General features: G+C 66.0%; 15 protein-coding genes and 1 pseudogene. 8 read left to right on the forward strand and 8 right to left on the reverse strand.

The window, feature by feature from the left end:
• Positions 1-39: 39 nt before the first annotated feature.
• Positions 40-3,144 (reverse strand): Rne/Rng family ribonuclease, encoded by a 3,105-nt coding sequence (locus tag ACSHT2_RS01815; RefSeq protein ID WP_440640125.1) that lies wholly within the window; start codon positions 3,142-3,144, stop codon positions 40-42.
• A gap of 704 nt (positions 3,145-3,848) precedes the next feature.
• Between ACSHT2_RS01815 and ACSHT2_RS01820 the strand changes: the two genes are divergently transcribed.
• The 5 genes from ACSHT2_RS01820 (at position 3,849) to ACSHT2_RS01840 (ending at position 11,150) form a co-directional block, all read left to right on the forward strand.
• Positions 3,849-5,144 (forward strand): N-acetylmuramoyl-L-alanine amidase, encoded by a 1,296-nt coding sequence (locus ACSHT2_RS01820; protein WP_440640126.1) that lies wholly within the window; start codon positions 3,849-3,851, stop codon positions 5,142-5,144.
• A 230-nt stretch (positions 5,145-5,374) separates the two neighbouring features.
• Positions 5,375-7,876 carry a penicillin-binding protein 1A gene (locus tag ACSHT2_RS01825; RefSeq protein ID WP_440640127.1) on the forward strand — a complete coding sequence of 834 codons (2,502 nt, stop codon included), beginning with the start codon at positions 5,375-5,377 and terminating at the stop codon, positions 7,874-7,876.
• A gap of 113 nt (positions 7,877-7,989) precedes the next feature.
• A protein-coding gene (gene prfB / locus ACSHT2_RS01830) for a peptide chain release factor 2 (RefSeq protein ID WP_440640128.1) occupies positions 7,990-9,121 on the forward strand; the annotation gives its coding sequence in 2 pieces (ribosomal slippage) (positions 7,990-8,058 and positions 8,060-9,121; 1,131 coding nt in all).
• A 2-nt stretch (positions 9,122-9,123) separates the two neighbouring features.
• Positions 9,124-10,002, forward strand: a complete 879-nt coding sequence (locus ACSHT2_RS01835) for an NAD(P)-dependent oxidoreductase (protein WP_440640129.1) — start codon at positions 9,124-9,126, stop codon at positions 10,000-10,002.
• Between the two features lie 140 nt (positions 10,003-10,142).
• Positions 10,143-11,150, forward strand: a complete 1,008-nt coding sequence (locus ACSHT2_RS01840) for a DMT family transporter (protein ID WP_440640130.1) — start codon at positions 10,143-10,145, stop codon at positions 11,148-11,150.
• On the opposite strand, the pseudogene ACSHT2_RS01845 reads toward ACSHT2_RS01840, so the two are convergent.
• The 5 genes and pseudogenes from ACSHT2_RS01845 to ACSHT2_RS01865 form a co-directional block, all read right to left on the reverse strand.
• Positions 11,059-12,318, reverse strand: a pseudogene (locus tag ACSHT2_RS01845) (O-antigen ligase family protein); the annotation flags it as partial. The gene ACSHT2_RS01840 and the pseudogene ACSHT2_RS01845 overlap by 92 nt on opposite strands.
• A gap of 11 nt (positions 12,319-12,329) precedes the next feature.
• Positions 12,330-13,709 (reverse strand): glycosyltransferase family 4 protein, encoded by a 1,380-nt coding sequence (locus ACSHT2_RS01850; protein WP_440640131.1) that lies wholly within the window; start codon positions 13,707-13,709, stop codon positions 12,330-12,332.
• A complete protein-coding gene (locus ACSHT2_RS01855) occupies positions 13,706-14,446 on the reverse strand; it encodes an ABC transporter ATP-binding protein (protein WP_440640132.1) in 741 nt (246 codons plus the stop codon). The genes ACSHT2_RS01850 and ACSHT2_RS01855 overlap by 4 nt, the downstream gene beginning before the upstream one ends.
• A gap of 3 nt (positions 14,447-14,449) precedes the next feature.
• A complete protein-coding gene (locus ACSHT2_RS01860) occupies positions 14,450-16,375 on the reverse strand; it encodes a glycosyltransferase (protein WP_440640133.1) in 1,926 nt (641 codons plus the stop codon).
• Positions 16,376-16,383: 8 nt separating this feature from the next.
• Positions 16,384-16,545, reverse strand: coding sequence for a hypothetical protein (locus ACSHT2_RS01865; protein ID WP_440640134.1), 162 nt, complete (start codon positions 16,543-16,545; stop codon positions 16,384-16,386).
• A 126-nt stretch (positions 16,546-16,671) separates the two neighbouring features.
• On the opposite strand from ACSHT2_RS01865, the gene ACSHT2_RS01870 reads away from it, so the two are divergent.
• Together ACSHT2_RS01870 and ACSHT2_RS01875 are read left to right on the forward strand one after the other, a co-directional pair.
• Positions 16,672-17,550, forward strand: a complete 879-nt coding sequence (locus tag ACSHT2_RS01870; RefSeq protein ID WP_440640135.1) for a DUF6502 family protein — start codon at positions 16,672-16,674, stop codon at positions 17,548-17,550.
• Positions 17,547-18,740 carry a DUF5666 domain-containing protein gene (locus ACSHT2_RS01875; RefSeq protein WP_440640136.1) on the forward strand — a complete coding sequence of 398 codons (1,194 nt, stop codon included), beginning with the start codon at positions 17,547-17,549 and terminating at the stop codon, positions 18,738-18,740. Before ACSHT2_RS01870 ends, ACSHT2_RS01875 begins: the two co-directional genes overlap by 4 nt.
• A 47-nt stretch (positions 18,741-18,787) precedes the next feature.
• Here ACSHT2_RS01875 and ACSHT2_RS01880 read toward each other — a convergent pair whose 3' ends face one another.
• Together ACSHT2_RS01880 and ACSHT2_RS01885 are read right to left on the reverse strand one after the other, a co-directional pair.
• Positions 18,788-20,143, reverse strand: coding sequence for a M23 family metallopeptidase (locus ACSHT2_RS01880; protein ID WP_440640137.1), 1,356 nt, complete (start codon positions 20,141-20,143; stop codon positions 18,788-18,790).
• 111 nt (positions 20,144-20,254) lie between these two features.
• Positions 20,255-20,947, reverse strand: coding sequence for a peroxiredoxin (locus ACSHT2_RS01885; protein WP_440640138.1), 693 nt, complete (start codon positions 20,945-20,947; stop codon positions 20,255-20,257).
• Positions 20,948-21,142: 195 nt separating this feature from the next.
• On the opposite strand from ACSHT2_RS01885, the gene ACSHT2_RS01890 reads away from it, so the two are divergent.
• Entirely contained in the window at positions 21,143-24,952 is a 3,810-nt protein-coding gene (locus tag ACSHT2_RS01890) for a YhdP family protein (protein ID WP_440640139.1), read from the forward strand.
• Positions 24,953-25,005 lie beyond the last annotated feature (53 nt).

Genomic DNA, 25,005 nt, shown 5'->3' on the forward strand with positions numbered 1-25,005 from the left:
CGCCCGGTTTGGCCGGGCGGTTTCATCTGGATGTCCCTCTTATTCGCCGCCGCCGAAGCGGCGCGACCACCAGCCGGCGCGGCGCGGGGCCGCCGGGGTTTCGCTCGCGGCCTCCGGCGCGGGCTCAGGTGCCGGCGGAGCGATAGGCTCGGCCGCCTGCGTAACCGGCGCTGTCGGCTCGCTCTGACTGCTCGACACGAGGCTCACTTTTTCCCGCACCGTCGAACGGCGGCGCGTGGCCTTATCGTCGGCAGGCTCTTCTGCCGCAGCGGCAGCAGCTGCCGGCTCCGGCTGGGCCGGCGCCTCGGGCTGCACGATCTGCGGCTCGGTGGTGTGCTCGACCTCGGTGTGCTCGGCCTGCGCAATCGAGGGCGCAGCCTCGTTGCCGAAGCCGTCGAAATCGGCAACCGCGTCGGTAGCTTCCGACGGCGGATTGGTGCCGAGCTCGTCGCTGATGGAACCGGCGAGACCTTCCTCGCCGCCACCGCGACGACGGCGTCCGCCGCGGCGACCACGCCGACGCCTGCGGTCGGCGCTGCCCTGCTGCTCGCCACGGGCTGCCTGTTCCTCGCCTTCCTCGCCGTCCTGCTCGGACTCGGTATCGTCTTCACCTTCACCGGCCATCACGGCCGCTTCGGGAAGCGTGGGGGCGGTATCCTCGCGCAACTCACCCTCGCGCTGGCCACCGCGGCCGCGCCTGCGGCGACGGCGCTTGCGGCGCTGGCTGTCCTGCTCGGAGGCTGCCTCGCCGGCAGCCTGCTCGTCAGCAAGACCTTCGGTCTCGTCGGTCTCGACCTCGGATTCAGTCTCCAGGTCAAAGCCATCTTCGTCGTCATAGGCTTCTTCGGCCTGCGGCGGCGGGCTCGCAGCCACTTGCGCCGCGAGCAGCGCCTTGGCGGCTTCGAGCGTATGCACCTGGTCGCCGCGGTCGATCACATATGCCTGCGGTCCGCTGACGGTGGGATCGGCGATGACCGACAGCGTGACCTTGAAGCTGTTCTCGAGGTCGCGCAGATGGCCGCGCTTGTGGTTCAGCACGTAGAGCGCGACGTCGGTGCGGGTGCGGACCACGAGATTGTGGGTCGCGCCCTTCATCAGGATCTCTTCGAGGCCGCGCAGCAGCTGCAGCGCCACCGAAGACACCGAGCGGACATGGCCGGTGCCGCCGCAATGCGGGCACGGATCGGTCGAGCTCTCCAGCACGCTGGCGCGGATGCGCTGGCGCGACATCTCGAGCAGGCCGAAATGCGAGATGCGGCCGACCTGGATGCGCGCGCGATCCTGCCTGAGGCAATCGGACAGCTTGCGCTCGACCGCGCGGTTGTTGCGCTTCTCGTCCATGTCGATGAAGTCGATGACGATCAGGCCGGCGAGGTCGCGCAAGCGCAGCTGGCGGGCGACCTCTTCGGCCGCTTCCAGATTGGTCTTGAGCGCGGTGTCCTCGATATGGTGCTCGCGGGTCGATCGTCCGGAATTGACGTCGATCGAGACCAGCGCCTCCGTCTGGTTGATCACGATGTAGCCGCCGGAGCGCAGCTGCACGGTGGGCGAGAACATCGCGTCGAGCTGGCTCTCGACGCCCATGCGCGAGAACAATGGCTGGCCGTCGCGATATTGCTTCACCGCGCTGACATTGGCGGGCATCAGCATCTTCATGAAATCGCGCGCTTCGCGGTAGCCGGATTCGCCGGCCACCTGGATCTCGTCGATCTCCTTGTTGTAGAGGTCGCGCAGCGAGCGCTTGATCAGCGAGCCTTCTTCATAGACGAGGGTGGGGGCCTGCGACTTCAGCGTGAGGTCGCGTACCGTTTCCCACATCCGGATCAGATATTCGAAGTCGCGCTTGATCTCGGGCTTGGTGCGGGAGGCGCCTGCCGTGCGCAGGATGATGCCCATGCCCTCGGGCACGTCGAGATCCTGCACCACTTCCTTCAGGCGCGAACGATCCTGCGCGCTGGTGATCTTGCGGCTGATGCCGCCGCCGCGCGCCGTATTCGGCATCAGGACGGCATAGCGGCCGGCGAGTGAGAGATAGGTCGTCAGCGCCGCGCCCTTGTTGCCGCGTTCTTCCTTGACCACCTGCACCAGCATCACCTGGCGGCGCTTGATGACTTCCTGGATCTTGTACTGGCGGCGCGGACGGAAGGTGCGCTCCGGCACTTCCTCCAGCACGTCGTCGCCGCCGACGGATTCGACGACTTCCTCTTCGGCTTCCTCGCCGTCCTCGTCCTCATCCTCGTCGTCTTCGCCGGTTGCTTCCGCAGCGTCGGCGGACGTCTCGGTATCCTCGCCGGCGGCGTACACCGCGTCGGCCGGCTCAGCGGCCGATGTCACGGCCTCAGCCAGAGCTTCCGCATGCGCTTGGGGAACGTGAGCTTCGAAGGTTTGGGCATCCTGCGGCTCGGCAACGGCCTCGGTGGAGACCACGGGCTCGGCGCCGACGGCCGCGACGGGCGCTGGCGTCTCGTCGGCATGATCATGGTCGTGATGATCGTGCTCGTGATGATCGTGCCGGTGATCGTGATCACGGGCGTGCTCGTCATCATGGGCATGATAATCGTCGTGATCATGCTCGCCATGAGCATGTTCGCCCTGATCGTGGTCGTGGTGATCGTGGCTTTCGTGCTCGCCGTGGTGCTCCGCATCGGCGTGCAGATGCTCGCCCTCGTGCGGCGCGCCTTCGGTGTGCGGGGCCTCGCCCTCCAAGGGCTGGGCTGCGGGATCGGCGCCGGCATCGAGCCCTTCGACGATGTCGCTGCGCACGCGCTCGCCATGACCGCGGCGGCGGGCGTTGCGGTGGCGCGAACGGCGGCGGCCGTGCGAACGGTTCTCGGTCTCTTCCTCGGCCTCGCGATGGGCCTGTTCCTCGGCCTCGATCAGCGCCTGCCGGTCGGCGACCGGGATCTGATAGTAGTCGGGATGGATTTCGCTGAAGGCGAGGAAGCCGTGGCGATTGCCGCCATATTCGACGAAGGCGGCCTGGAGCGAGGGTTCGACCCTTGTAACCTTGGCGAGGTAGATGTTCCCGCGCAGTTGCTTGCGTTGCGCGGTCTCGAAATCAAACTCTTCGACGCGATTGCCGCGGACCACGACGACCCGGGTCTCTTCCGGGTGGGTGGCATCGATCAACATCTTGTTGGGCATGTCTTAACTCTTGGCGGCGGCGGGCGCGATAAACCGTGGGCGCGTATCGCGCCGCCGGGTGACGCGACGGTCCACCTGATTCGGGGGTGAGGGGAAGGCCGAAACGCCGTCTCTCGCGCCTTGCCGAACCGGAAGCTTCAGGACCATTGCGACGCGCGGGATTGTCACTCCGCAGCGTCGCGAATGGTCCTTCAGATTTCGTCGGCACAGTCTGGCGCATCAAGCGTCGGCCCGTATGAAACATTGGGCGGCGAGGCCGCCCTTCAATCAGTTGCTGTTGGCCAGGCACGGCGCGAGCGCGCTCACCTTGAGATCACGAACCGCTCCCTTGGGATCAAGGGACCGGGTAATGGGTTACGCCGCTGTCAGAACCGTCTCGGTAACATGAGTGGTAACCCGAGACCGTCCACCGCCGGTGCCTGACCCGCTCCACCTCGCTGCCGCGCACCGCGCTGGTCTTAGAGGGAAGCGGAAAACGCTGGAATTCCCAAATCTTGGGAGTTCCGGCGCAGCGCCGGGAGGCTGAATGCGACACAACCTGAAATATCGGCCGTCAGCATTCCGTACATACGAGGAATGAGCCATCCGTGCAAGGGAGCGTCGCACGGCGGTCACAGTCGGCGATTTTCGCGCTTCTGTCATTAAGAGGCGATTAACCCTGTGGTTCTATTGCGTTAAGAGGGCTGCTCGGAGGCACGGAATCGGTGGCGAGCCGCACAAATCGACGGGTTCTGCTGGGGGGCGTGTTGCTGTGCACCGCCGCGCTAACGTGTGCTGATTCCTCGCGCCTCATTGCTGCGGAAAGCCAGCCGCAGCCCGCTGTTGTCGCAGCGAATTTTCCGGTGGCCTCGGCCGCGCGGCTGGCCGGCGATGGCAAGCAGACCCGCTTCATCCTCGACCTCGACCGGACCATAACCTTCCGCACTGCTACGCTGGCCGACCCCTACCGCTTGGTGGTGGACGTGCCGCAAGTCAATTTTCAGCTGCCCGCCGGCGCCGGGAGCGGGGGGCGGGGGCTGATCAAGGCATTCCGCTACGGGCTGGTCATGCCCGGCGGCTCACGAATCGTGTTCGACCTGACGGGACCGGCGAAGATCGCCAATTCCTACGTGGTCGAAGCCGCCAACGGCCAGCCGGCGCGGCTCGTGCTCGACCTGGAGGAGGTCGAGCGCGCCGCCTTCGTGGCGTCGCTCCCCCCTGAAAACCGTCCCGAGTTGCGGCCCGCGATCGCCGAGGCGCCGCCCGCGACGGTTCCCGCCAAGGCAACCGCGGATGCCGCGCAGCAGAAGGCCGATGGCCGTCCGGTGGTCGTGATTGATCCCGGCCATGGCGGCATCGACAACGGCACGCAGTCGGGTGGCGAGAGCGAGAAGAACCTGGTGCTGGCTTTTGGCCTGGCCCTCCGTGACAAGCTGGAGAAGGCCGGTAAATACCGCGTGGTGATGACACGCGAAGACGACACCTTCATCCCCCTCAGTGACCGGACCAAGATCGCCCGCAACCAAAAGGCCGCTTTGTTCGTCTCGATTCATGCCGATGCGCTGCCTCGTGCCGAGGGCGATGCGCAAGGCGCGACCATCTACACGCTCTCCGACAAGGCGTCCGACGCCGAGGCCCAGCGGCTGGCGGATGCGGAGAACCGGGCCGATGCGATCGCCGGCTTCAACCTCGCGGAGGAGCCCACCGACGTCGCCGATATCCTGATCGATCTCACGCAGCGGGAAACCCGCACGTTTTCAAACCGTTTCGCCCGCCTCTTGATGGGGGAAATGAAGTCAACGGTGCGGATGCACAAGCATCCCCTGAAGTCCGCCGGCTTCCGGGTCCTGAAGGCGCCCGATGTGCCCTCGGTGCTGGTCGAGATCGGTTACGTCTCCAACAAGGGAGACCTCGAGCACCTGGTTTCCGAGGGGTGGCGGTCCCGTGCCGTGGGCTCGATGGCGCAGGCGATCGACGGATTTCTGACCAAGCGGATGGCCACAGCCGGGACTCCGAACTGAAAGGGTTTATCCCTGCCGACCCAAAGGCCCTAGTTTGGCCACAGCGGACGCTTTATAAAAACCGCGCAGGGGGTTCCGGAATCGGCGAGAATCCTGCTCGGCAAGCGTCTGAAATCCGGCATCGATGTGATTGCGTAGGCCGGCGAATTCGCGACGTGAGGTTGGCGCCTGTTTGGGGCGCCAAGGGGCTGATACTGGGCTGATCCAGAGTTTGAACGGATAAACAGATAATGCGCTTGCTGGTGCGGTTCATGGGCTTCCTGTTCGCCGCGGGAACGGTGGTGTTCCTTGTCGGTGTCGGGGCCGTGGCAGGCCTGATCTGGCATTTCTCCAAGGACTTGCCGGACTACTCTCAGCTTCAGGATTACGAGCCGCCGGTGATGACCCGCGTGCATGCGGTCGACGGTTCGCTGCTTGGCGAATACGCCAAGGAGCGGCGGCTGTATCTGCCGATCCAGGCCGTGCCCAAGCTCGTGATCAACGCGTTCCTGGCCGCCGAGGACAAGAATTTCTACGAGCATGGCGGCATCGACTACACCGGCATGGCCCGCGCCGGATTGCTCTACCTGCAGAACTACGGCTCCAACCGCCGTCCGCAGGGTGCTTCCACCATCACCCAGCAGGTCGCCAAGAACTTCCTGCTCACCAACGAGGTCTCCTTCGCCCGCAAGATCAAGGAAGCCTTGCTGGCGATGCGCATCGAGAAGACCTACTCGAAGGACAAGATCCTCGAGCTGTACCTGAACGAAATCTATCTGGGCCTCGGCGCCTACGGCATTGCGGCTGCCTCCCTGGTCTATTTCGACAAGTCGGTGAACGAGCTGACGGTGGCGGAAGCGTCCTATCTGGCGGCGCTGCCGAAGATGCCGGCGACGCTGCATCCGGTCCGCAACCGCGACCGCGCCATCGAGCGCCGCAACTACGTGATCGACCGTCTGCTGGAGAACGGCTGGATCAAGCAGGCCGACGCCGACAAGGCGCGCAAGGAACCGCTGGCCGTCACCAGCCGTTCCAACGGCGCCCACACCTTTGCCGGCGAATATTTCGCCGAGGAAGTCCGCCGCGACATCTTCGAGCGCTACGGCGAGAAGAAGCTCTACGAAGGCGGCCTGTCGGTTCGCACCTCGCTCGATCCAAAGATCCAGGTCATGGCACGCAAGGCCATGGTCACCGGTCTCGTGAACTATGACGAGCAGCAGGGCTATCGCGGCGCCATGAGCAAGCTCGATATTTCGGGCGACTGGGGCGTGAAGCTCGCCGAGATCAAATCGCTCTCCGACATTTCGCCATGGCGCATGGCGGTCGTGCTGGAGACCAGCGACCAGTCGGCGCGCATCGGCTTCCAGCCGAGCCGCGAGCTTGGCGGCGCCATCAGCAAGCAGCGCGAGACCGGCATCGTCACGGTCGACGGCGTGCGCTGGGCGCGGGCCTTGCAAGGCGGCACGAAGGGCAAGACGCCGACGGCGGTGTCGCAGGTGCTCCAGCCCGGCGACGTGATCTATGCCGATCCGCTCTACAAGGACGGTCACCCCGTCGAAGGCCAGTACCGGCTCCGCCAGATCCCCGAAGTCTCCGGCGCCATGGTGGTGATGGATCCCTGGACCGGCCGCGTGCTCGCGATGGTCGGCGGCTTCTCGTTCGATCAGAGCCAATTCAATCGCGCCACGCAGGCCTATCGGCAGCCGGGTTCGTCGTTCAAGCCGATCGTCTATTCGGCCGCGCTCGACAACGGCTATACGCCTTCGACCGTCGTGCTCGATGCGCCCATCGAAATCGATCAGGGCCAGGGCGCCGGCGTGTGGCGGCCTGAAAACTTCTCCTCGGGCAAGTTCCAGGGACCGGTCACGCTGCGCAACGCGCTGCGGCAGTCGCTGAACACCGTGACGGTGCGGCTCGCGCAGGACATCGGCATGCCCCTGATCGGCGAATACGCCCGCCGTTTCGGTGTCTATGACGAGCTGCCGAACTATCTCTCCTACGCGCTCGGCGCCGGCGAGACGACGGCGATGCGCATGGTCACCGCTTACTCGATGCTCGCCAATGGCGGCCGCCGGGTGAAGCCGACGCTGATCGACCGTATCCAGGACCGCTACGGCCACACCATCTTCAAGCACGACCAGCGCGAATGCCGTGGCTGCGACGCGCCGGGCGGCTGGAAGAACCAGCCCGAGCCGCAGCTGATCGACCGCCGCGAGCAGGTGCTGGATTCCATGACCGCTTATCAGATCACCGAGCTGATGGAAGGCGTTGTGCAGGCCGGTACGGCAACGGTCGTCAAGGACGTCGGCAAACCCGTCGCCGGCAAGACCGGCACCACCAACGAGGCCAAGGACGCCTGGTTCGTCGGCTTCTCGCCCGATATCGCCGTCGCCATCTATATGGGCTACGACAAGCCGCGTCCGCTGGGTAGGGGCAATGCTGCGACCGGCGGCCATCTGGCAGCTCCGATCGCGCGCGATTTCCTCAAGCTCGCGCTCGCGGACAAGCCCGCCGTGCCGTTCAAGGTGCCCGCCGGCATCAAGCTCGTGCGCGTCGTCGCCAAGACCGGTATGCGGGCCGGCCCGGGCGAGACCGGCGGTACCATCCTCGAGGCCTTCAAGCCGGGCACGGCGCCGCCGGATAATTATTCGGTCATCGGCGTTGCCGACGCCGACGGGCGCATGCCGGCCTCGCAGCAGCAGCAGCCGGATTCCGGCTTCTTCATGCGACCGGGCACCGGCGGGCTGTACTAAGGCTTAGGACAAGACAGACGATCGCGGTTCCGGCGGTTGCGCTTTGCAGCCGCCGCCGCTACATCCCCACCTCAATTGCTTGCGGGACCGGTTCCGCGAAACCAGAGAACGACATGCGCGCCGAAATCGAACGGTTGGTAGAAGAGATCAAGCAGTCAGTCGGGCTGCTGAGGAGGCATCTTTGACGTCGAGAAATCGACGGCGCGCCTCGCTGAGCTGAACAAGCTCGCAGAAGATCCCAACCTCTGGAACGATCCCCAGAAAGCCCAGAAGCTGATGCAGGAGCGCACCTCGCTCGAGGATGCGCTCTCAGGCATCGGCAAGGTCGAGCAGGAGCTCGAAGACGACATCGGCATGATCGAGCTCGGCGAGGCCGAGGGCGATGAGGGCGTCGTTGCGGAAGCCGAAGCTGCGCTGAAGAACCTCAAGAAGGAAGTGGCGCGGCGCGAGCTCGAGGCGCTGCTGTCGGGCGAGGCCGACCGCTTCGATTCCTATCTCGAAGTCCATGCCGGCGCCGGCGGCACCGAGAGCCAGGATTGGGCGCAGATGCTGCTGCGCATGTACACGCGCTGGGCCGAAAACCACGGCTTCAAGGTCGAGTTTCTGGAAGAGTCCGAGGGCGAAGAGGCCGGCATCAAGTCCGCGACCATCCAGGTCTCCGGGCACAACGCCTATGGCTGGCTGAAGACGGAAGCCGGCGTGCATCGCCTGGTGCGCATCTCGCCGTTCGATTCCAACGCGCGGCGGCACACCTCGTTCTCGAGCGTGCAGGTCTTCCCCGTCATCGACGACAGCATCAAGATCGACATCAAGGAATCCGATGTCCGCGTGGACACCATGCGTTCAGGCGGCGCCGGCGGCCAGCACGTCAACAAGACCGAATCGGCAGTGCGCCTGACGCACATTCCGACCGGCGTCGCCGTGGTCTGCCAGGCCGGACGCTCCCAGCACAAGAACCGGGCGCAGGCCTGGGACATGCTGCGCGCGCGGCTCTATGAGATGGAGCTGAAGAAGCGCGAGGAGAAGGCCGCCGCCGATCAGGCGGCCAAGACCGACATCGGCTGGGGCCACCAGATCCGTTCCTACGTGCTGCAGCCCTACCAGATGGTGAAGGATCTGCGCACGGGCGTGCAGACCTCCGACACCGCGGGCGTGCTCGATGGCGAGCTCGACGAGTTCATGGCCGCGACGCTGGCGCAGCGCGCGTTCGGCACCACGACCGGCGAGATCGAGGACGTGGACTAGCCATGCCCCGTGTCGCCTTCATCGGATTGGGACGGATGGGTCATGGCATGGCCGGCCGCTATCTCGATGCCGGCTTCACAGTCAGCTTGTGGAATCGCAGCAAGGCCAAGGCGGAAGACCTGATTGCGCGCGGCGCGCATTGGGCGACCTCGCCGGAGGACGCCGCGATCGACGCCGACGCAGTCGTGACCATGGTGGCCGACGACGATGCCTCGCGCGCGGTCTGGCTCGGGCCCAAGGGTGCGGCCAAAACGGCGAAAGCCGGCACCATCGCGATCGAATGCTCCACCGTCTCCTATGACCACGCGCGCGAGATGGGCCGCGAGCTCAATGCGCGCGGGCTGATCTACATCGATTGCCCCGTCACCGGATTGCCGGACGCGGCGGCCGCCGGGAAGTTGACGCTGCTGGCCGGCGCCGATCCGGCCGATCTCGAGCGTGCGCGGCCCTATCTCGAACCGATCGGCTCGACCATCCGCCATTTCGGCGCCGTCGGCTCCGGGACGGTCTACAAGCTCATCAACAATCTCATGGGTGCGATCCAGATCGCCGGTCTCGCCGAGGGTCTCGCCATCGCCGAGCAGGCCGGCCTCGACATGAACCTGGTGCTGGAATCGATCCAGGCGGGCGTCGCCGCAAGCCCGCAGGTGCAGCGCCACTCCAAGCGGATGGTCGCCCGCGACTTCAGCGGCGCGACGTTTACGGCAGCGCTGCGGCACAAGGATGCCGCCTACGCCGTGAAGCTCGCGGAGAGCCTGCTGGCCGACAAGCCACTGGTCGCGCGCGCCGCGGTCGAGGCCTACGCGCAGGCGAAGGCGGAGATGCCGGATGATGACGAAGGCAGGATGATCGAGCTGGTGTCGCGGCCGAAGAAGCCGTAGCTGGTCGACACGGGGCCGTTTCGATCGTCTCGTTCAGTTCGCGCATCGATTTTGTTGAACTTCTGTTTCATCGGAATTCGGGTGGCGCCGTCGATCGCGCCGTCCTAGGCGACAGGCCTCGGACACCCAGGTGAGACCCCATGCCCCCGAACGCCAACCGGATCGATGCGCGAGACTGGTCGTTGCTCTGTGTGCTCTCGATCCTGTGGGGCGGGTCGTTCTTCTTCAATGGTGCGGCCTTGCGCGAATTGCCGCCGCTGACATTGGTGTTCCTGCGCGTTGGGCTTGGCGCTGCCATTCTCCTGCCGCTGCTCCGCATGCAGGGCATCGGATTTCCCAGGGGCATGAAGGGCTGGATGCCGTTCGTCGCGATCGGGCTGCTCAACAACGTCATCCCGTTCTCGCTGATCGTGATCGGCCAGACCTTCATTCCGAGCGGGCTGGCGTCGATCCTCAACGCGACCACGCCGATGTTCGGAGTGGTGGTGATGGTTGCAGCGGGCGAGGAGGCCTTGCAGATGCGCCGCGTGGCCGGGGTGGCGCTGGGCCTTGCCGGCGTGATCCTTCTGCGCGGATGGGGCATCGAGACAAGAGAAGGGCAGGGGCTCGGCATCCTGCTCTGCCTTGGCGGCGCACTGAGCTATGGCTTTGCGGCGTTGGCGGCGCGGCGATTGCTGAAGGACTCAGCCCCGCTGGGAACGGCGACATTTCAACTGATGGCATCCACCTTGATGATGGCCGCCGTCGCCGCCGCGGTGGAGCAGCCGTGGCAGCTGCCGATACCGGGCCCCGCGACCTGGCTCGCCGTGCTTGGCCTCGCCGCGCTTTCGACCGCGCTGGCCTACATCGTCTTCTTTCAGATCGTGCGGCGCTCGGGCGCGAGCAATGTCATGCTGGTGACGCTGCTCATCCCCGTCACCGCCATCCTGCTGGGCTGGCTGGTGCTGGGTGAGCCGATCTCGATGCGCGAGATCGCGGGCGCAATCGTCATCGGCAGCGCGCTGCTGGTGATCGACGGACGAGCCCAGCCAGCCATCGCGGGTTGCCTGTCGCTTCTCCGGCTTGGGCCTTCAGCGCCATGCCGCCGGCGACGCCGACGCCGAGCACGTACATCCAGCCCTCATGAAAATCGAACAGGTGCGAGTTGAGCAGCGAGCTCGCGATGTTCTGTACGACGACCACGAGGCCGATCCAGGCGGCGAAGCCTTCACCCGCGAACATGCGAAGATGCGCGATCCACATGGCGTAGAGCAGGACGACACCCAGAAGGCCCCACTGCACCGCGACGTTGAGGGTCTGGTTGTGCGGATTGCTCACGACCTCGGCATCGAGGCTGCTTTCGCTCGTGGCGGCGCGCTCGAACTGGCGCTTGATCGAACCGGTGCCGTGGCCGATCAGAGGCGCCTCGGCAAAGGCATGGAGCGACTTGCGCCAATAGGTCAGCCGCTGCGCGGTCGAGGCGCGGCTGATGTCCTCGTGGCCGTGGCGGTACTCGATGGCGATGTCGCCGATGCGCTGGCGCAAATAGGGCGACGTGGTCCAGGCCAACAGGCTCGCGGCGATCGTGCCTGCGAGCAGGACCAGCGCCGCCCGCCGGCTCAAATGCCTCAAGGCGAACAGCGCCAGCAGCACGGCGATGCAGAGCAGGGCGGTGCGGGCCGAGGCGACGAACACCATGTTGGTGACGAACAGCAGGATCAGCGCCAGACAGACGATTGTTGCGACCGCGCGTCTGCCGCGCCAGAGGGGCAGCGCGAGCGCAAAGGCGCACAGCGTGAACTCCTGGCTCTGGTCGATGTAGTTCTTGACGGGAACGCCTGACGACGCCGTTGCGGTGATCTTCCAGGCAGGAACGAGCAGCACGATCCAGGAGAACACGGCAAGCAGCGCGCAGGAAGCGAGAAAGGCGATGCAGACATGGAAGCCGCGCTCGGACCGGCTGAAATGGTAGAGCAGCGGCGGAATCAGCATGAGCTTTGCAACCGGCTTGATCGCATGCAGCCGGTCTGACCACGCCCCCTCTGACCACAGCGTGCCAAGAAGCGCGAGCAGCAGGAGTGCCAAGGGCAAGGCAAACGCCGGCCGCGCGAGCTGGCGCGCATAGTCGCGCCAGGCGATGGTCGGCGTCACCGCAAGCAGCCAGAACCCGACCAGGATCGACGTCGCGGTGGTCGACCAGGGCAGCGATGCCGCGATCAGGACGACGAGCAGGTCGGCAGCACGAAACAGCCGGGCGGAATGGTTCAGGGCCTGCGATCGCTCACGCAGGGTTGGCAGGCTGGCTGGACGGGGCGATACGGCTTGCTCAGCGGTCATGTGGCTGACGCTTACTGTGCTGCGACCAGGCTTTCTCTGGGCTTCTCATGGCCGAGGAAATCCCGGGCCTGGGTCTCGTAGCCGAAGCGCTCGGCGAGCTCGTGGCGCCGCGCCCGGATCCTGCCGCGGCACTCCTCCTGCCGAGTCAGCACGCGGGTGACGGAGGCGGCGATCGCCTCCGTCGAGAACGGATCGAAATAGTCGGCGAGCTCGCCCGCGACCTCGCGGAAGACGGCGATGTCGGAGCACAGCACCGGCGTATTCGCAGCCAGCGCCTCGATGATCGGCACGCCGAAACCTTCGGCAAGGCTCGGCATGATCAGGCCGTGCGCTTCCGCGATCAGCGTCGCCTTCTCGTGCTCGTCGACATAGCCGGCGAAGCGGACGTTGGGCGGGAGGTTGGGCATCCGGCTGATCTCGCCGGTATAGCCGATCACGACAAGATCGGCGTGGGGAACGTTGCGGAAGGCGCGGACGACGGCGGCGACGTTCTTGCGTGGCTCGTTCGAGACGATGACGACGAAGCTCGGCCGCCCCGGACGCCCCGACGGGGCTGGAAGGTGCAGGACATCCGGGGCGTCGAACCGGGTGCGGGGATATACGACCCGCGCCGGCAGGTGCGCAAATTGCGGCAGCAATTCCCTGAACCGCATCATGCTGTAGTTTGAAACGAAGGCGAGTTCGTCGGCCTCACGCAGGCTGGTGCGGATTCGCGCCAGGAACTGCCGCGTGGCGATGTCGCTGAGCTTGAGGTCGGTGAGCGGCAACAGATCGTGGACGATGCAGATCACCTTGGCGCCGGGTTTGCGCCTGATCACCACCCGTGTCGGGGTGTCCACGACGATCACGTCGTAATCGCGCGCGTCGATCCGAGGCGGTGGCAGCAGGAAGAAGGCCGAGGCGTCCTGATAGTCGAAGAAACCCGGCTCGAGCTGAAAGTCGCCGAACAGTTCGAGGTGCCTCAGATCCGGCGGAATGTATTCGAGCGCGGCGGGCCGGTTCTCGATCAGGCGCGTGGGCAGGCCGATCAGGCCGAGCGCGCGCAGGAGGCAGACGATGTTGTCCCGCGACAGTAACAGGCCGGCCCTGCGGCGGAACCAGTCGAGTTTGCGGCGCGTGCCGCTGAGCGTCATCAGCCCACTCACGTTGATTTCGTCGAGGTAGCGATAAAGCGCAAGTAGCTCGATGTTGCGCGATTGCGCCGCGAACAGCCTCGTACGCCGCTCGCGCCGGCAGAGCTTGCGGTAGCGCTTCGTGGTCTCCACCACCAGCGTGAGTTCGTGGCCTTCCGAGGCGAGCGAACGTACCAGTTCCCGGGTGAAGTGGAAGATACCGCGCTTGTGATTGGGTTGTCCGAGCGACTCGGAGACGACAAGGATGTTGTGTTTCATGCGCGTTTCTCGCGGAGCTCGAATGCGTTGGGGGCCGGCGGGGTGACCGTGACGGTCGAGGCGATGCGGCCGTGATCGAGGTTGATGATGCGGGTGCAGGTGCGGCGCAGCAGCGGCTGGTCGTGCGAAGCGATGATCACGATTGCCGCCTGCGACACGAGGTTCAGCAGCCGCTCCTGCGCCTTCTCCGCAAAATGCTCGTCGACCACGCTGAGCCATTCGTCGAGCAGGAGAATGTCGGCCGGAAAGGCCGTGGCGGTCGCAAACAGCACCCGCATCAGCATGCCCGAGGAGAACATCCGCAGCGGCACCCGCCGCATCCGCGCCTCGAGCTCGGTGAAGGTCCAGATCTCGTCGATCATCGCCCGGGTCGGCTTGCGGCCGCTGATCCGCAGCAGCAGCGCGATGTTGTCCTCTGCGACGAAGTCGAGGTTGACGCCGGCGTTGAGGCCGAGCAGGGGCACGACTTTCCCCTGGATCGCGATGCTGCCGCTGCTCGGCGGATAGACGCCGGCGATCAATCGCAACAGCGTCGATTTGCCCGAGCCGTTGGGCCCGGCAAGCCCGATGCGGGCGCCGGTTTCGGCCTCGATCGTGACGTTATCCACGGCACGGATGATCCGCATCTCGCCCGGCTCGCGGATGAGATGGCCGAGCAGCCGCCGTTTCAGCGAAAAGTCGTAGGCGCCGTAGAGCGGATAATCGAGACAGACGTTGCGTAGGCTGATCGAGACCATGCATCAGATCCAGAACGCGGCTTTGCGCAGGTGGAGCAGCGTCAGCACGCTCGCAACGATCAGAAGCGCCAGCGCGACGAGGACATAGACGATACTGACGGGGTCGACATGGCCGCCGGCCAGTGGCTCGCGCCACACCGCGAACAGATGCGTGAGCGGATTGATCCGCATCACCGTCGAGCTGTGGTTGATCATCTCCGACGACCAGATGATGGGCGAGGCGAGGAAGGCGAGCATCAACGTGGACTCGATGATGGGCTTGAGGTCGCGATAGCGCGTTGCCATCGCACCGAGAACAAGGCTCAGGGCGAAAGTAGAAACCACGAACAGCAGCAGGCCAGGGAGCGCCGCCAGCGCGTGAGAGAGGTCGTGGGGCGACAGGATGAGCCACAGCACCAGCGGCACGCAGGCGTTATGAAGTGCGAACAGTCCCTGGCGGAACGTGCATTGCAGGAGGAAGATGACCGGCGGCAGCGCGCGATCGCGGATCAGGCTCGCGGAGTTTTGGAGCGCCGTGGTTGCATCGAGCACCACGCTGTTGAGGAAGGTCCAGGCCGTCATCGAGAGTGCGAGCATGGGCAGACGCGTCAGCACGTCGGCATTCGACATCTGCCCGATCACCGAGCCGAGCACCGCGACCACGATCGCCATCTGGAGCGACATCCAGAACGGGCCGAGCAGCGAGCGCACGTAGCGGTGGCGCATGTCCGACCAGGCCAGCGTCGCCGCGATCCGGACGCTGTCCAGCCAGCCGTTCGTCTGCGGCGGCTCGGCGCTCGCCGAACGCTCCTCGCACGGCGCAGCGGCGTCGCGGTAGACGGTCTCCATGCCTTGCTTGAAAGCCGTGGCCGAATAGCGGGTGAGGGCGCGCGTCCGCGCCGCAAGTCCCATGCGGCGGCGGCGCTCGGGGTCGCGGACCAGGGTGTCGATGGCTTCGCCGAGCTTCTCGACGTCGCCAGGCGGCACGGTGATCGCCTCCACGCCGTGGCGGGCGACCCGCGGCACGGCCGTGTCGAGCGCCGTGTTCACGACCGGGCGACCTGCGGCCATGGCCTCCAGCTGGACAAGGCCGAACGTCTCGGCATTGGTGACCGACGGCATCACGAAGACGTCGGCGAGACACATCAGCTTGATGCGCTCGCAATCGTTGACCGAGCCGAGCAGACGGACGCGTTCGCCGAGACCGAGCTCCCGGATCAACTGCTCGAGCCGCGGCCGCTCGATGCCCTCGCCAATGATCCAGACCTCGAAATTGTGCGCGGCTGCGGCGCGGATCAGCACGTCGAACCCCTTGTAGGGGACGAGCCGGCCGCAGGCGAGCACGAGCCGGCCGCGGTCGTTGACGTGGTGCGGCTCGATCTTTGGGCGGTCATACCCAGAGGTGTCGATGCCGAACGGCACAACACGACATTTGTCCTCGAATTCGCGCAACAGCGGGGTGTTGTCGACCAGCACGCGGTCCGAGACGATGATCGCCTTGGCGCGCCGCAAGGTCCGCCGCATCAGCGGTTCGACGAACCTGCGCAGGCCGGCATGAGTGACGATGTCGGCGTGCCAATGCACCACAAGCGGCCGCTTGCGGCCGAAACCAAACGCGAAAACGAGGTCGGCAAGCGGGAAGGGCGCGTGGAGCGCCAGCAAATCGTGCTCGGCGATCCTCCGCCACAGCCGCCAGGGATAGGTGGGGGCGGCAGGCAGCGACAACAGATTGCCGAACGAGCGGACGCGCTCGACCGGCACGTCGTTGACGACGATCTCGCGCTTCCCGGCCGATTGCGAGCAGACCAGCACGGCGGAGGCGAAGGCGCCCTTCAGGCTCGCGCAGATGTCGCGGATCACCGTGAGTGTGCCGCCGAATAGGTCGGGATAATAGATCTTGAAGATGTGCAGCACCGACGGGCGGCGCGGGTTGTCGCTGGTGTGATGCATGACGGCGGTCAGCCTGCCAGAAGCGCTGCGACGAATGGTGCAGCCAGCACGGAGATGAAGATCACGCCGCGCAGCAGCGCCGGCAGCATCGGTTCGGTTGCGCCGCGGCCCCAGTCGGAAGCCTGCACGGCACGCGGTGAACTGGAAATGCGGACCAAGCGGTCAGCCATGGGTGTTGTGTCCCTTTACGTCGTGCCCTCAGCGGCGCTCCGTATATGTGGGAAAATTTACCACGTCAATCGCCGGGTGAAAAAAGTGGGATTGTGTCCCACGCCGCGGATCGCTACAATTCAGACATGAATGCCAAGCCCGGATCCAAAGCAGCGGCTCCGCGGCCGAATGCCGCCGCGAAGCTGCACGCGCCGTTGGCGCGGCTGCTGCGCCCGCTCGTGCGGCTCTGCATCCGCAGCGGCATGACCTTTCCGGCGCTTGCACAATTGCTTCGCGAGCTTTTCGTCAATGTCGCCGAGCACGATTTCGCGCTGGACGGAAAGGAGCAGACCGACAGCCGCGTCAGCCTGCTCACGGGTATCCATCGCAAGGAAGTGGCGCGGCTGCGCGGCGCGGGTGCCCCCGTGCACGAGGTGCCGGCCGCGGTGTCGCTCACCAGCGCGGTGATCGCGCGCTGGCTGGCCGCGCCCGAATTCACCGATGCCAAGGGCGAGCCGCTGCCGCTGCCGCGCACGGCGGAGGGCGATGCGCCGTCCTTCGAGCAACTGGTCGCTTCCGTCACCAAGGACGTGCGGCCGCGTGCGGTGCTCGATGAATGGATCGACCGCAAGCTCGTCACCATCAACGACGATGACGAGATCGAGCTGGTCGAGGCCGCTTTCGTCCCGAGCGGCGAGGACGACAGCAAGTGGCACTATCTCGGCCGCAATCTGCATGACCACATCGCTGCGGCCGCACAGAACGTCTCGGGCGCAGCGCCGCGCTTCCTCGAGCGCGCGGTGCACTACAACAACATCTCGCCGAAGCTGGCGCGGCGTCTTGAGGCGCGCTCGCGCGAGCTTGCCATGGACGCGCTGAAGACCGCCAACCGCGAGGCCAACCGCGCGCTGTCCAAGGACAAGGGTGGTGATGCCCGCTGGAATTTCGGCATCTACATCTACAGCGAGGACGCTGACGGGGAGGGCGAGGCCAAGGAAAATGGCAAGGAGGGCGGTTCTTCATGAGCCGGCCGCCGCTGATCTCACGCCGTCTACTGCTGACAGGAATCTGGCTCGCCGGTACGGCGATCGCCCATGCGCAGGTCAAGCGCGGCACCGATCAGGGCATCGGCGGCACCGGAATCACGCGCGGCGATGACCACGGCATCGGCGGTACCGGCATCGTTGGCGTCATCCAGCGCTTCGGCAGCATCTACGTCAACGGCGAGCGAGTCACTTATGCCAGCGACGTGCCGGTTCGGATCGACGGCCAGGCGGCGAGCCCCAAGGCGTTGCGCATCGGCCAGCTTGCGCGTGTGGTCGCGGTCCGTCAGGCCGACGGCACACTCCTCACGCGCAATATCGCGATCGCGAGCGAGGTTGCCGGTCCGATCGAGTCGGTGAAGGGCAACGAACTGACGGTGCTCGGCCAGAAAATCGTCTTGAGCGACAAGGTGAGCAGGCTCCGCCCGGGCACGCAGGTGGCCGTCTATGGTCTGCGCCGGACCGACGGCGTGGTCGTCGCAAGCCTGGTCGAGCCGCGACGCGTGGCGACCGAGCGTGTGACAGGCCTGGTCGAGCGCGGGCCCGACGGCCTGCGAATTGGCGGGCTGAAGCTGAAAGGTGTCGATCCGCTGCTGGTCGGCCAGCGCGTCCAGATCGAAGGCCGTGCGAGCCAGGGTGCGATGCAGGCCGCGCGCACGCGGATCGACGATTTCTCGGATCTCGTCGGCGCAAGCCGTTTGTCGGTCGAGGCCTATGTGCAGCGAGCCGGGGCGAACCTCCAGCTCGGCTCTGGCTTCGTGGCCCATGACGGCTCACGGTTCGGACCGGCGGCCGGCGAAGCACGCATGGTGGTCAACGGCACATTCGATCCTTCCCGCGGCTTCCAGGTGGATTCGGCGCAGGCCATCGGTCAGGGACCCGGAGCACCTCCACCCGGCGGCAGCAATCCGAACCGGTCGCCGGGTGGCTCGATCCTGCATCCGAATCGCGGCACGCCCAATTTGGGCGGTGGTCCGTCCGGCGCCCCGGGTGCATCTGCGCCGGGGTCGAGCCCGGGTGCCAATCCCGGCGCTGCACCAACGGGTCCTGGCGGCCCGTCGGGCCCGGGCGATATGGGGGCACCCGGCGGACCGATGGGGCCGCCTGGTGGTGGAATGGGTGGTGGTGGCTTCGGCGGTCCCGGGGGCGGGATGGGCGGCGGGCGACGGTAAGGCAGCGCGCGCCGAGGCAGCGCGCGCCGAGGCAGAGGAGCGCGAGCCTAGCCCGCGCTGAGCCGGACGCCGGCGCGCAAGAACTTCTGCGGATCGACCGCCTCACCGTCGATGCGGGTCTCATAATGCAAATGCGGACCGGTGGAGCGGCCGGTCGAGCCGACGAGCCCGACCACCTGGCCGATCTTCACGATCTCGCCGACTCTGACATTGATCTCTGAGAGATGGCCGTAGCGGGTCGACAACCCGTTGCCGTGGTCGACCTCGACCATGCGGCCATAGCCGCCGGACCAGCCCGCTGAGACCACCTTGCCGTTGGCGGTGACGCGAACGGGATCGCCGCTGGCGGCGCGGAAGTCGAGTCCGGTATGCATCGCGGGCCGCCCGAGGAAAGGATCGCTGCGCACGCCGAAGCCGGAGGTGAACTCGACTTCGCCAATGACGGGCTTGCGGTAGGGCACCAGTGCCAGCGTGCGATTGAGACGGTCCATCTCGGCGCGCGTGGTGTTTATGCGATAGAGCTGCTTCTCGAACGGTCCGGCATTGGCCGTCAACTTGACCGGTACGAAAGGCCCGCCCATTGCGCTGCGCGGCACGGCGGCTTCGAGACTGGCGAGGTTCAGGCCGAGATCGCTGACCACGCCGCGCATCCGGCGCATGCGTGAATCCATGCTTTCCTCGACGGCGCTGAGCGCCGCCATCTGGCGCCGCTCGACCTGGTCGAGCGAGTTCGTGAGCCGGGCCAGCACGTTGTCGAAACCGTGGTTCTTGGCGAATTGGCTGGTCGACGGCGCCGCCACGGTCGGGGCGCGCGATTCGAGGCGCGCTTCACGGTCCGGCGGCGCCACGAAGATGACGGTGTCGCTGATCGGCGACGGCTTTGGCGTGGTCTGGCTTGCGTCGCCGCGCTGTGGGGCGGAGCGGGGAATCGAGCCGGTCACGTCGGGCATGGCCCCAAGCGCCGTCGCCCGGGACTCCAGCGCCGTTTGGCGCTTCATGATCTGGTCGAGCTTCTGGTCGAACTGTTCCTGGTCGAGCAATTGACGGCTGGTGGTGCGGTCGACCTTGGCGCGCAGCTCGGCGATGCGGTCCTCATAGGCATATTGCATCTCGGCCTGGCGGGCGATCAGCCGGGTCAGGACGTCGTCGCGGAACGCAAAGTAGGTGGCCGTCGCGGCCGACCACAGCCCGAGCAGCACCACGGTGCCGACCACGATCCAGAACACCACAGGGCCAAAGCGGACCTGCTTGCCGGCATGGACGATGGTGTAGGCGTCGTCGGTCGCGGGCAGGGGAATCGCGGCTGCCGCCGCTGCGGCGGCCGGACGGCGGTGGAAGGCGCGTCCGTGGTCGTGAGGATGATGTTGGGGGTACTGCGAGTATTGGGCAGAACTTTTCGACATCGGCACTCCCGCGCCGGTCGGATGGGTTCCTTGCGGCTCAATTGCCGCAGCAATCTGGGCTCGTCATGGTTAATTTTCCGGAAACGGGAACAGGCGAATTTAAGGGACTGGTTAAAGGCTTCTTGCCGCTTCCAGCACCTCGTCGGCGTGGCCATCGACGCGGACATTGCGCCAGATCCGGGCCACCCTGCCGTCGGTCCCGACCAGTATCGTGGTGCGAAGAATTCCCAGGAAGCTCTTGCCATACATGGATTTTTGGCCCCAGGCGCCATAGGCCTCCAGCATCTCATGTTTCTCGTCCGAGATGAGGGGGACGCCGAGCTTGTGTTTGTCGCGGAATTTCTCCTGGGCCTTTAGCGGATCGGCGGAGATGCCGAGCACGGCGGTACCGGCGGCGGCGAAAGCGGCGGCCAGGCGGGTGAAGTCGATCGCCTCCCGGGTGCAACCGGGCGTGTCGGCCCGGGGGTAGAAGAACAGGACGAGCTTTCGGCCGGCATAGTCCGCCAGTGTGACCACGTCGCCGCCATCGCGGGGCAGGCGGAAGGCGGGGGCCTTCTGGCCCTCAACCAGGCCGGACTTCGCCTCAGCGGGCGGGGAGGAGGCCGATTTGGATGAGCTTAACTGTTTCGATGCGGCCCTGTGTGATCCTGCTTTTGCTATGGTTCGGGTTGATTTGCTTGCCGGTGTCCGCTGTGTTGTCGCGGACCGTGTTCGAGTCGATGCCCGCGTTTTCGCGGTTTTCTTTTTGGCGGTCGAACTGCCGGAGGACGTTTTGGACGATTTCTTTCGGGATTTCTTGGACATACGCCTTCCTTTCGACGCTTTCGGCGGGTCAATCGAAGCGGTATTGCAGCCCTCGTCCGGCGCGCCGGAATCGCGCCCTCCGCTGGGAAAGTCTGACGACGCCGGAGTATGGTTACAAGGAATTCCACAGACTACCCCACTGCTCGTTGAACGCGCTCCCGGGGCGAAATGACGAACAGCAGGAACATACGAGGTATGGCGGCAGTGCCGGCGCAGGGAGCATCAGCCCCCGTGGCCGGCTGCGGTCCCGGCGGCGCTCAATCCTATGACGGGCGCCTGTATCGAGAAGCAATGGCAAGGAATACGTCGCCCCAGAACCACAACCGGGATTTCGATCGGCGCGGCGGCCAATATGAGCCGCAGGAATGGGACGACGCCGACTGGGATCCGGATCAGGAAGCGGCGGCGGGCCATCGTGCGCGCCGGCTGTTGTCGCGTTCCGGTTCGAGCTTCCATCGTTTCGGCGACGGATTCGGCACGTTGCGCCGCTGGCTGGGTGGTGGTCGCTGGCTGAAGCGCGTGGCGGCGGTTCTCGGCGCCCTGGTCGTCATCTTCGTCGGCTGTTTCGGTGCGCTGTGGTGGCGGCTCGGTGCCGGTCCCATCAATCTGGATATCGCAACGCCATGGCTGGCGGCTGCGATCGAGGACAATATCGGTCACGGCAACACGGTTGAGATCGGCGGCACCCAGATCGAGCGCGCCGGCCGGGTCCGCATCGCCGTCCGCATTCGAGACATCATCGTTCGCGACCGCGATCACGCCATCGTCGCCAGCGCACCAAAGGCCGAGGTGAAGCTGTTGGGTGCGGGTCTCCTGATGGGGCGCCTGCGCGCGGAAAGCCTCAATCTTGTCGACGCCGAGCTCGCGATCCGCATTGCGCCCGACGGCACCGTCACCGTGTCCGCCGGCGACACCGCAAAGCCCCTGGCGACCGGCGTCGCTTCCAAGAAGGATGCGGGCCTGCCGCCGACATTCCCGCGTAGCGGTGTCCCGCCGCCGCCATTCGCGACCGCGCCTGGGAGTCCGGATGTGTCGCAGACCGCGCCGCAGGCGACGGCGCAGAGTGGCATCCTCCAGGGCCTCGACTGGCTCGACAGTCTGAGCATGACCGGCCTCGACGGCCAGAACCTCAACGAGATCGGTCTCAAGAACGGCAACCTGATCGTCGACGATCAACAGCGCGGCAGCAAATGGTCGTTTGAGAACATCACGCTCAGCCTGCGCCGGCCGAGCCGCGGCGGTGTCGCGCTCAGCCTCGGCGAGGAGGGCGCGCGCCCGTGGATGCTGCGCGCCACGATCGGTCCCGCCGAGAACGGCGTGCGCTCCGTCGACATCAAGGCCGACAAGGTCTCGACCTCCAATATCCTCCTGGCGCTGCGGGTGAAGGACTTCACCTATACCGCCGACCTGCCGCTGACCGGCGAACTCAAGGGCGAGCTCGGCCGCGACGGCGTGCCGACCTTCTTCCGCGGCAAGATCGCGGTCGGTGCCGGCAACATCATCGACACCGACACGCCCGATTATCCGATGGGAATCGACTCGGCCGAGATCAATGTCGAGTGGGACGCCAACCGGCGCGTGCTGGTCGCTCCGTTCAAGATTCTCTCCGGCGCGAACCGCCTGACGCTGCTGGCTCATCTCGAGCCGCCCAACGGCGCCACCGACGACTGGCAGCTCGGCTTCAGCGGCGGTTCGATTCTCCTCGGCGGTATCGACGACGAGCCGCCGCTCGTCTTCAACCGCATTGCGATAGGCCTCCGCTTCGACACGGATCACAAGCGCCTCTTGCTGACGCAGGCCGACATCAGCAATGGCGAGATCGGCGTCGCCGGCACCGGTGCCATCGACTATTCCGGCGAGCCGCGGCTGACGCTGGGCTTTGCGGGAACGCCGATGTCGGCCTCCGCCTTGAAGCGGATGTGGCCGACGCTGATCGTCCCCGAATTGCGTGAATGGGTGATCGAACGGATCGAGCGCGGTACGCTCCAGCGCATCGAGATCGGCATCAACTCGCCGACCAAGAACCTGCCCCGCAGGGGCCCGCCCATTCCGGACGACGGCCTGTCGGTCAACATCGTGGCGAGCGGCGTCGCGGTCCGCCCCGTGGATGGCATGCCGGTGGTGCGCGATGCCGATTTGAAGGCGCGCGTGACCGGGCGCACTGCGACCGTGAACATCGGGCAGGGCGTTGCGGATACGCCCTCGGGTCGCAAGGTCACGATCTCCGATTTCGTCTTCGAGGTGCCCGACATGGCGCCCAAGCCGTCGCCGTCGCGGAGCAGGTTCCGGGTCGATGGTCCGGTGCCTGCAGCCGCTGAAATGCTCGCCAATGATCGGCTGAGCGATCTGTCGTCGACAGTCGTCGATCCCAACACCAGCAAGGGGACGTTCTCGGCGAACATCCAGCTCGGCATGCCGGTCAAGGGCGAATTGACCAAGGCTGACACCACCTATGCCGTCACCGCCGACCTCAACGGCTTTGCCGCCGAGAAGCTGGTGATGAACCAGAAGCTGGAGGCCAACAATCTCAAGATCGTCGCCAACAACCAGGGCTATCAGGTCAAGGGCGACGTCAAGATCAACGGCCAGGCGGCCTCGATCGATTATCGCAAGCCGGCCGAGGGCGACGCGGACGTCCGATTGCAGGCGACGCTGGACGATGCCGGCCGCGCGCGCCTCGGATTCGATCTGAGCCCCGCCGTCAGCGGATCGTTGCCGATCAAGCTGTCTGGCAAGATCGCAGGCGGTCCGGATCAGACGACCAGGCTCGGCGTCGACGCCGACCTGACCTCGGTCAAGCTCGACAATATCCTTCCCGGCTGGGTCAAGCTGCCGGGCAAATCCGCCAAAGCCAGTTTCAAGGTGGTGCCGACGACGCAATCGACGCGATTCGAGGACATCGTCATCGAGGGCGGCGGCGCCTCGATCAAGGGCTCGCTCGAGGTCGACGCGAACGGCGATCTCATGAACGCGAACTTCCCGACCTACGCGCCCTCCGACGGCGATAAGGCGTCGCTCAAAGTGGAGCGCAGCCAGGACGGCGTGCTGCGCGGCACGATGCGTGGCGACGTGTTCGACGGCCGCGGTTTCCTGAAGTCGGCGATCTCGGGCAATTCCAAGGATGAAGGCAAGAGCAAGCTGAAGAACGTCGATTTCGACATCGACGTGAAGCTCGGCGCCGTCGCCGGGTTTAACGGCGAGGCCATGCGCAGCGTCGATGCCAAGATGTCGAAACGCAACGGTGCCGTCAAAGCCTTCACGCTGAGCGGCAAGATCGGCCGCGATACGCCGGTGGCAGCCGATCTTCGCGGCGGCCGGGCGCAGGGCAACCGCGAGGTGATCTATCTGCAGACCAACGATGCCGGCGCGCTGCTGCGCTTCACCGACACCTACACCAAGGCGGTTGGCGGCCAGATGGTGGTGGCGATGGAGCCTCCGACATCCGAGCCGAACGCCTCGCGCGAGGGCCTGATCAATGTCCGCGACTTCACCGTGAAGGGCGAGGCGCAGCTCGAACGCGTTGCCGCCGGCGCGCCCAACGGCACCGGGAATGGCATCTCTTTCAGCGCGCTTCGCGCCGAGTTCACGCGCCAGAACGGCGCGCTGACGATCCGCGACGGCGTGGTCAAGGGGCCGATGATCGGTGCCACCATCGAGGGCTCGATCGACTATCCCGGCAACCAGGTGTGCATGAGCGGCACCTTCGTGCCGATGTACGGCGTCAACAACATCTTCGGCCAGATCCCGTTGTTCGGCATCTTCCTCGGCGGCGGCAACAACGAGGGGCTGATCGGCGTGACCTACGAGGTCGTCGGCACCCCGGCGGCCCCGGTGATGCGCGTCAATCCGATCTCGGCGATGGCCCCGGGCCTATTCCGCAAGATCTTCGAGTTCAACACCGGCAAGCAGAACTCGCCGTTCGAGGAATTCCCGTCGCAGTCCAACGACGGTTCGACGGGATCGACGCGCCAGCTGTCGAGCGGCTGCAGCCTCGCGCGGCGATAAACGCCCACATTCCCAAGTGCTCGTCATGCCCGGGCTTGTCCCGGGCATCCACG

The sequence above is a fragment of the Bradyrhizobium sp. PUT101 genome (assembly GCF_052043945.1).
GTDB lineage: Bacteria > Pseudomonadota > Alphaproteobacteria > Rhizobiales > Xanthobacteraceae > Bradyrhizobium.

Excerpts from the sequence above, each read along its gene's own strand:
- ACSHT2_RS01875 (WP_440640136.1), top strand. The coding sequence starts at position 17,547 with ATGAGCCGGCCGCCGCTGATCTCACGCCGTCTACTGCTGACAGGAATC.
- ACSHT2_RS01815 (WP_440640125.1), bottom strand. The coding sequence starts at position 3,144 with ATGCCCAACAAGATGTTGATCGATGCCACCCACCCGGAAGAGACCCGG.
- ACSHT2_RS01860 (WP_440640133.1), bottom strand. The coding sequence starts at position 16,375 with ATGCATCACACCAGCGACAACCCGCGCCGCCCGTCGGTGCTGCACATC.
- ACSHT2_RS01840 (WP_440640130.1), top strand. The coding sequence starts at position 10,143 with ATGCCCCCGAACGCCAACCGGATCGATGCGCGAGACTGGTCGTTGCTC.
- ACSHT2_RS01865 (WP_440640134.1), bottom strand. The coding sequence starts at position 16,545 with ATGGCTGACCGCTTGGTCCGCATTTCCAGTTCACCGCGTGCCGTGCAG.
- ACSHT2_RS01890 (WP_440640139.1), top strand. The coding sequence starts at position 21,143 with ATGGCGGCAGTGCCGGCGCAGGGAGCATCAGCCCCCGTGGCCGGCTGC.
- ACSHT2_RS01885 (WP_440640138.1), bottom strand. The coding sequence starts at position 20,947 with ATGTCCAAGAAATCCCGAAAGAAATCGTCCAAAACGTCCTCCGGCAGT.
- ACSHT2_RS01855 (WP_440640132.1), bottom strand. The coding sequence starts at position 14,446 with ATGGTCTCGATCAGCCTACGCAACGTCTGTCTCGATTATCCGCTCTAC.
- ACSHT2_RS01850 (WP_440640131.1), bottom strand. The coding sequence starts at position 13,709 with ATGAAACACAACATCCTTGTCGTCTCCGAGTCGCTCGGACAACCCAAT.
- ACSHT2_RS01870 (WP_440640135.1), top strand. The coding sequence starts at position 16,672 with ATGAATGCCAAGCCCGGATCCAAAGCAGCGGCTCCGCGGCCGAATGCC.
- ACSHT2_RS01825 (WP_440640127.1), top strand. The coding sequence starts at position 5,375 with ATGCGCTTGCTGGTGCGGTTCATGGGCTTCCTGTTCGCCGCGGGAACG.
- ACSHT2_RS01835 (WP_440640129.1), top strand. The coding sequence starts at position 9,124 with ATGCCCCGTGTCGCCTTCATCGGATTGGGACGGATGGGTCATGGCATG.
- ACSHT2_RS01880 (WP_440640137.1), bottom strand. The coding sequence starts at position 20,143 with ATGTCGAAAAGTTCTGCCCAATACTCGCAGTACCCCCAACATCATCCT.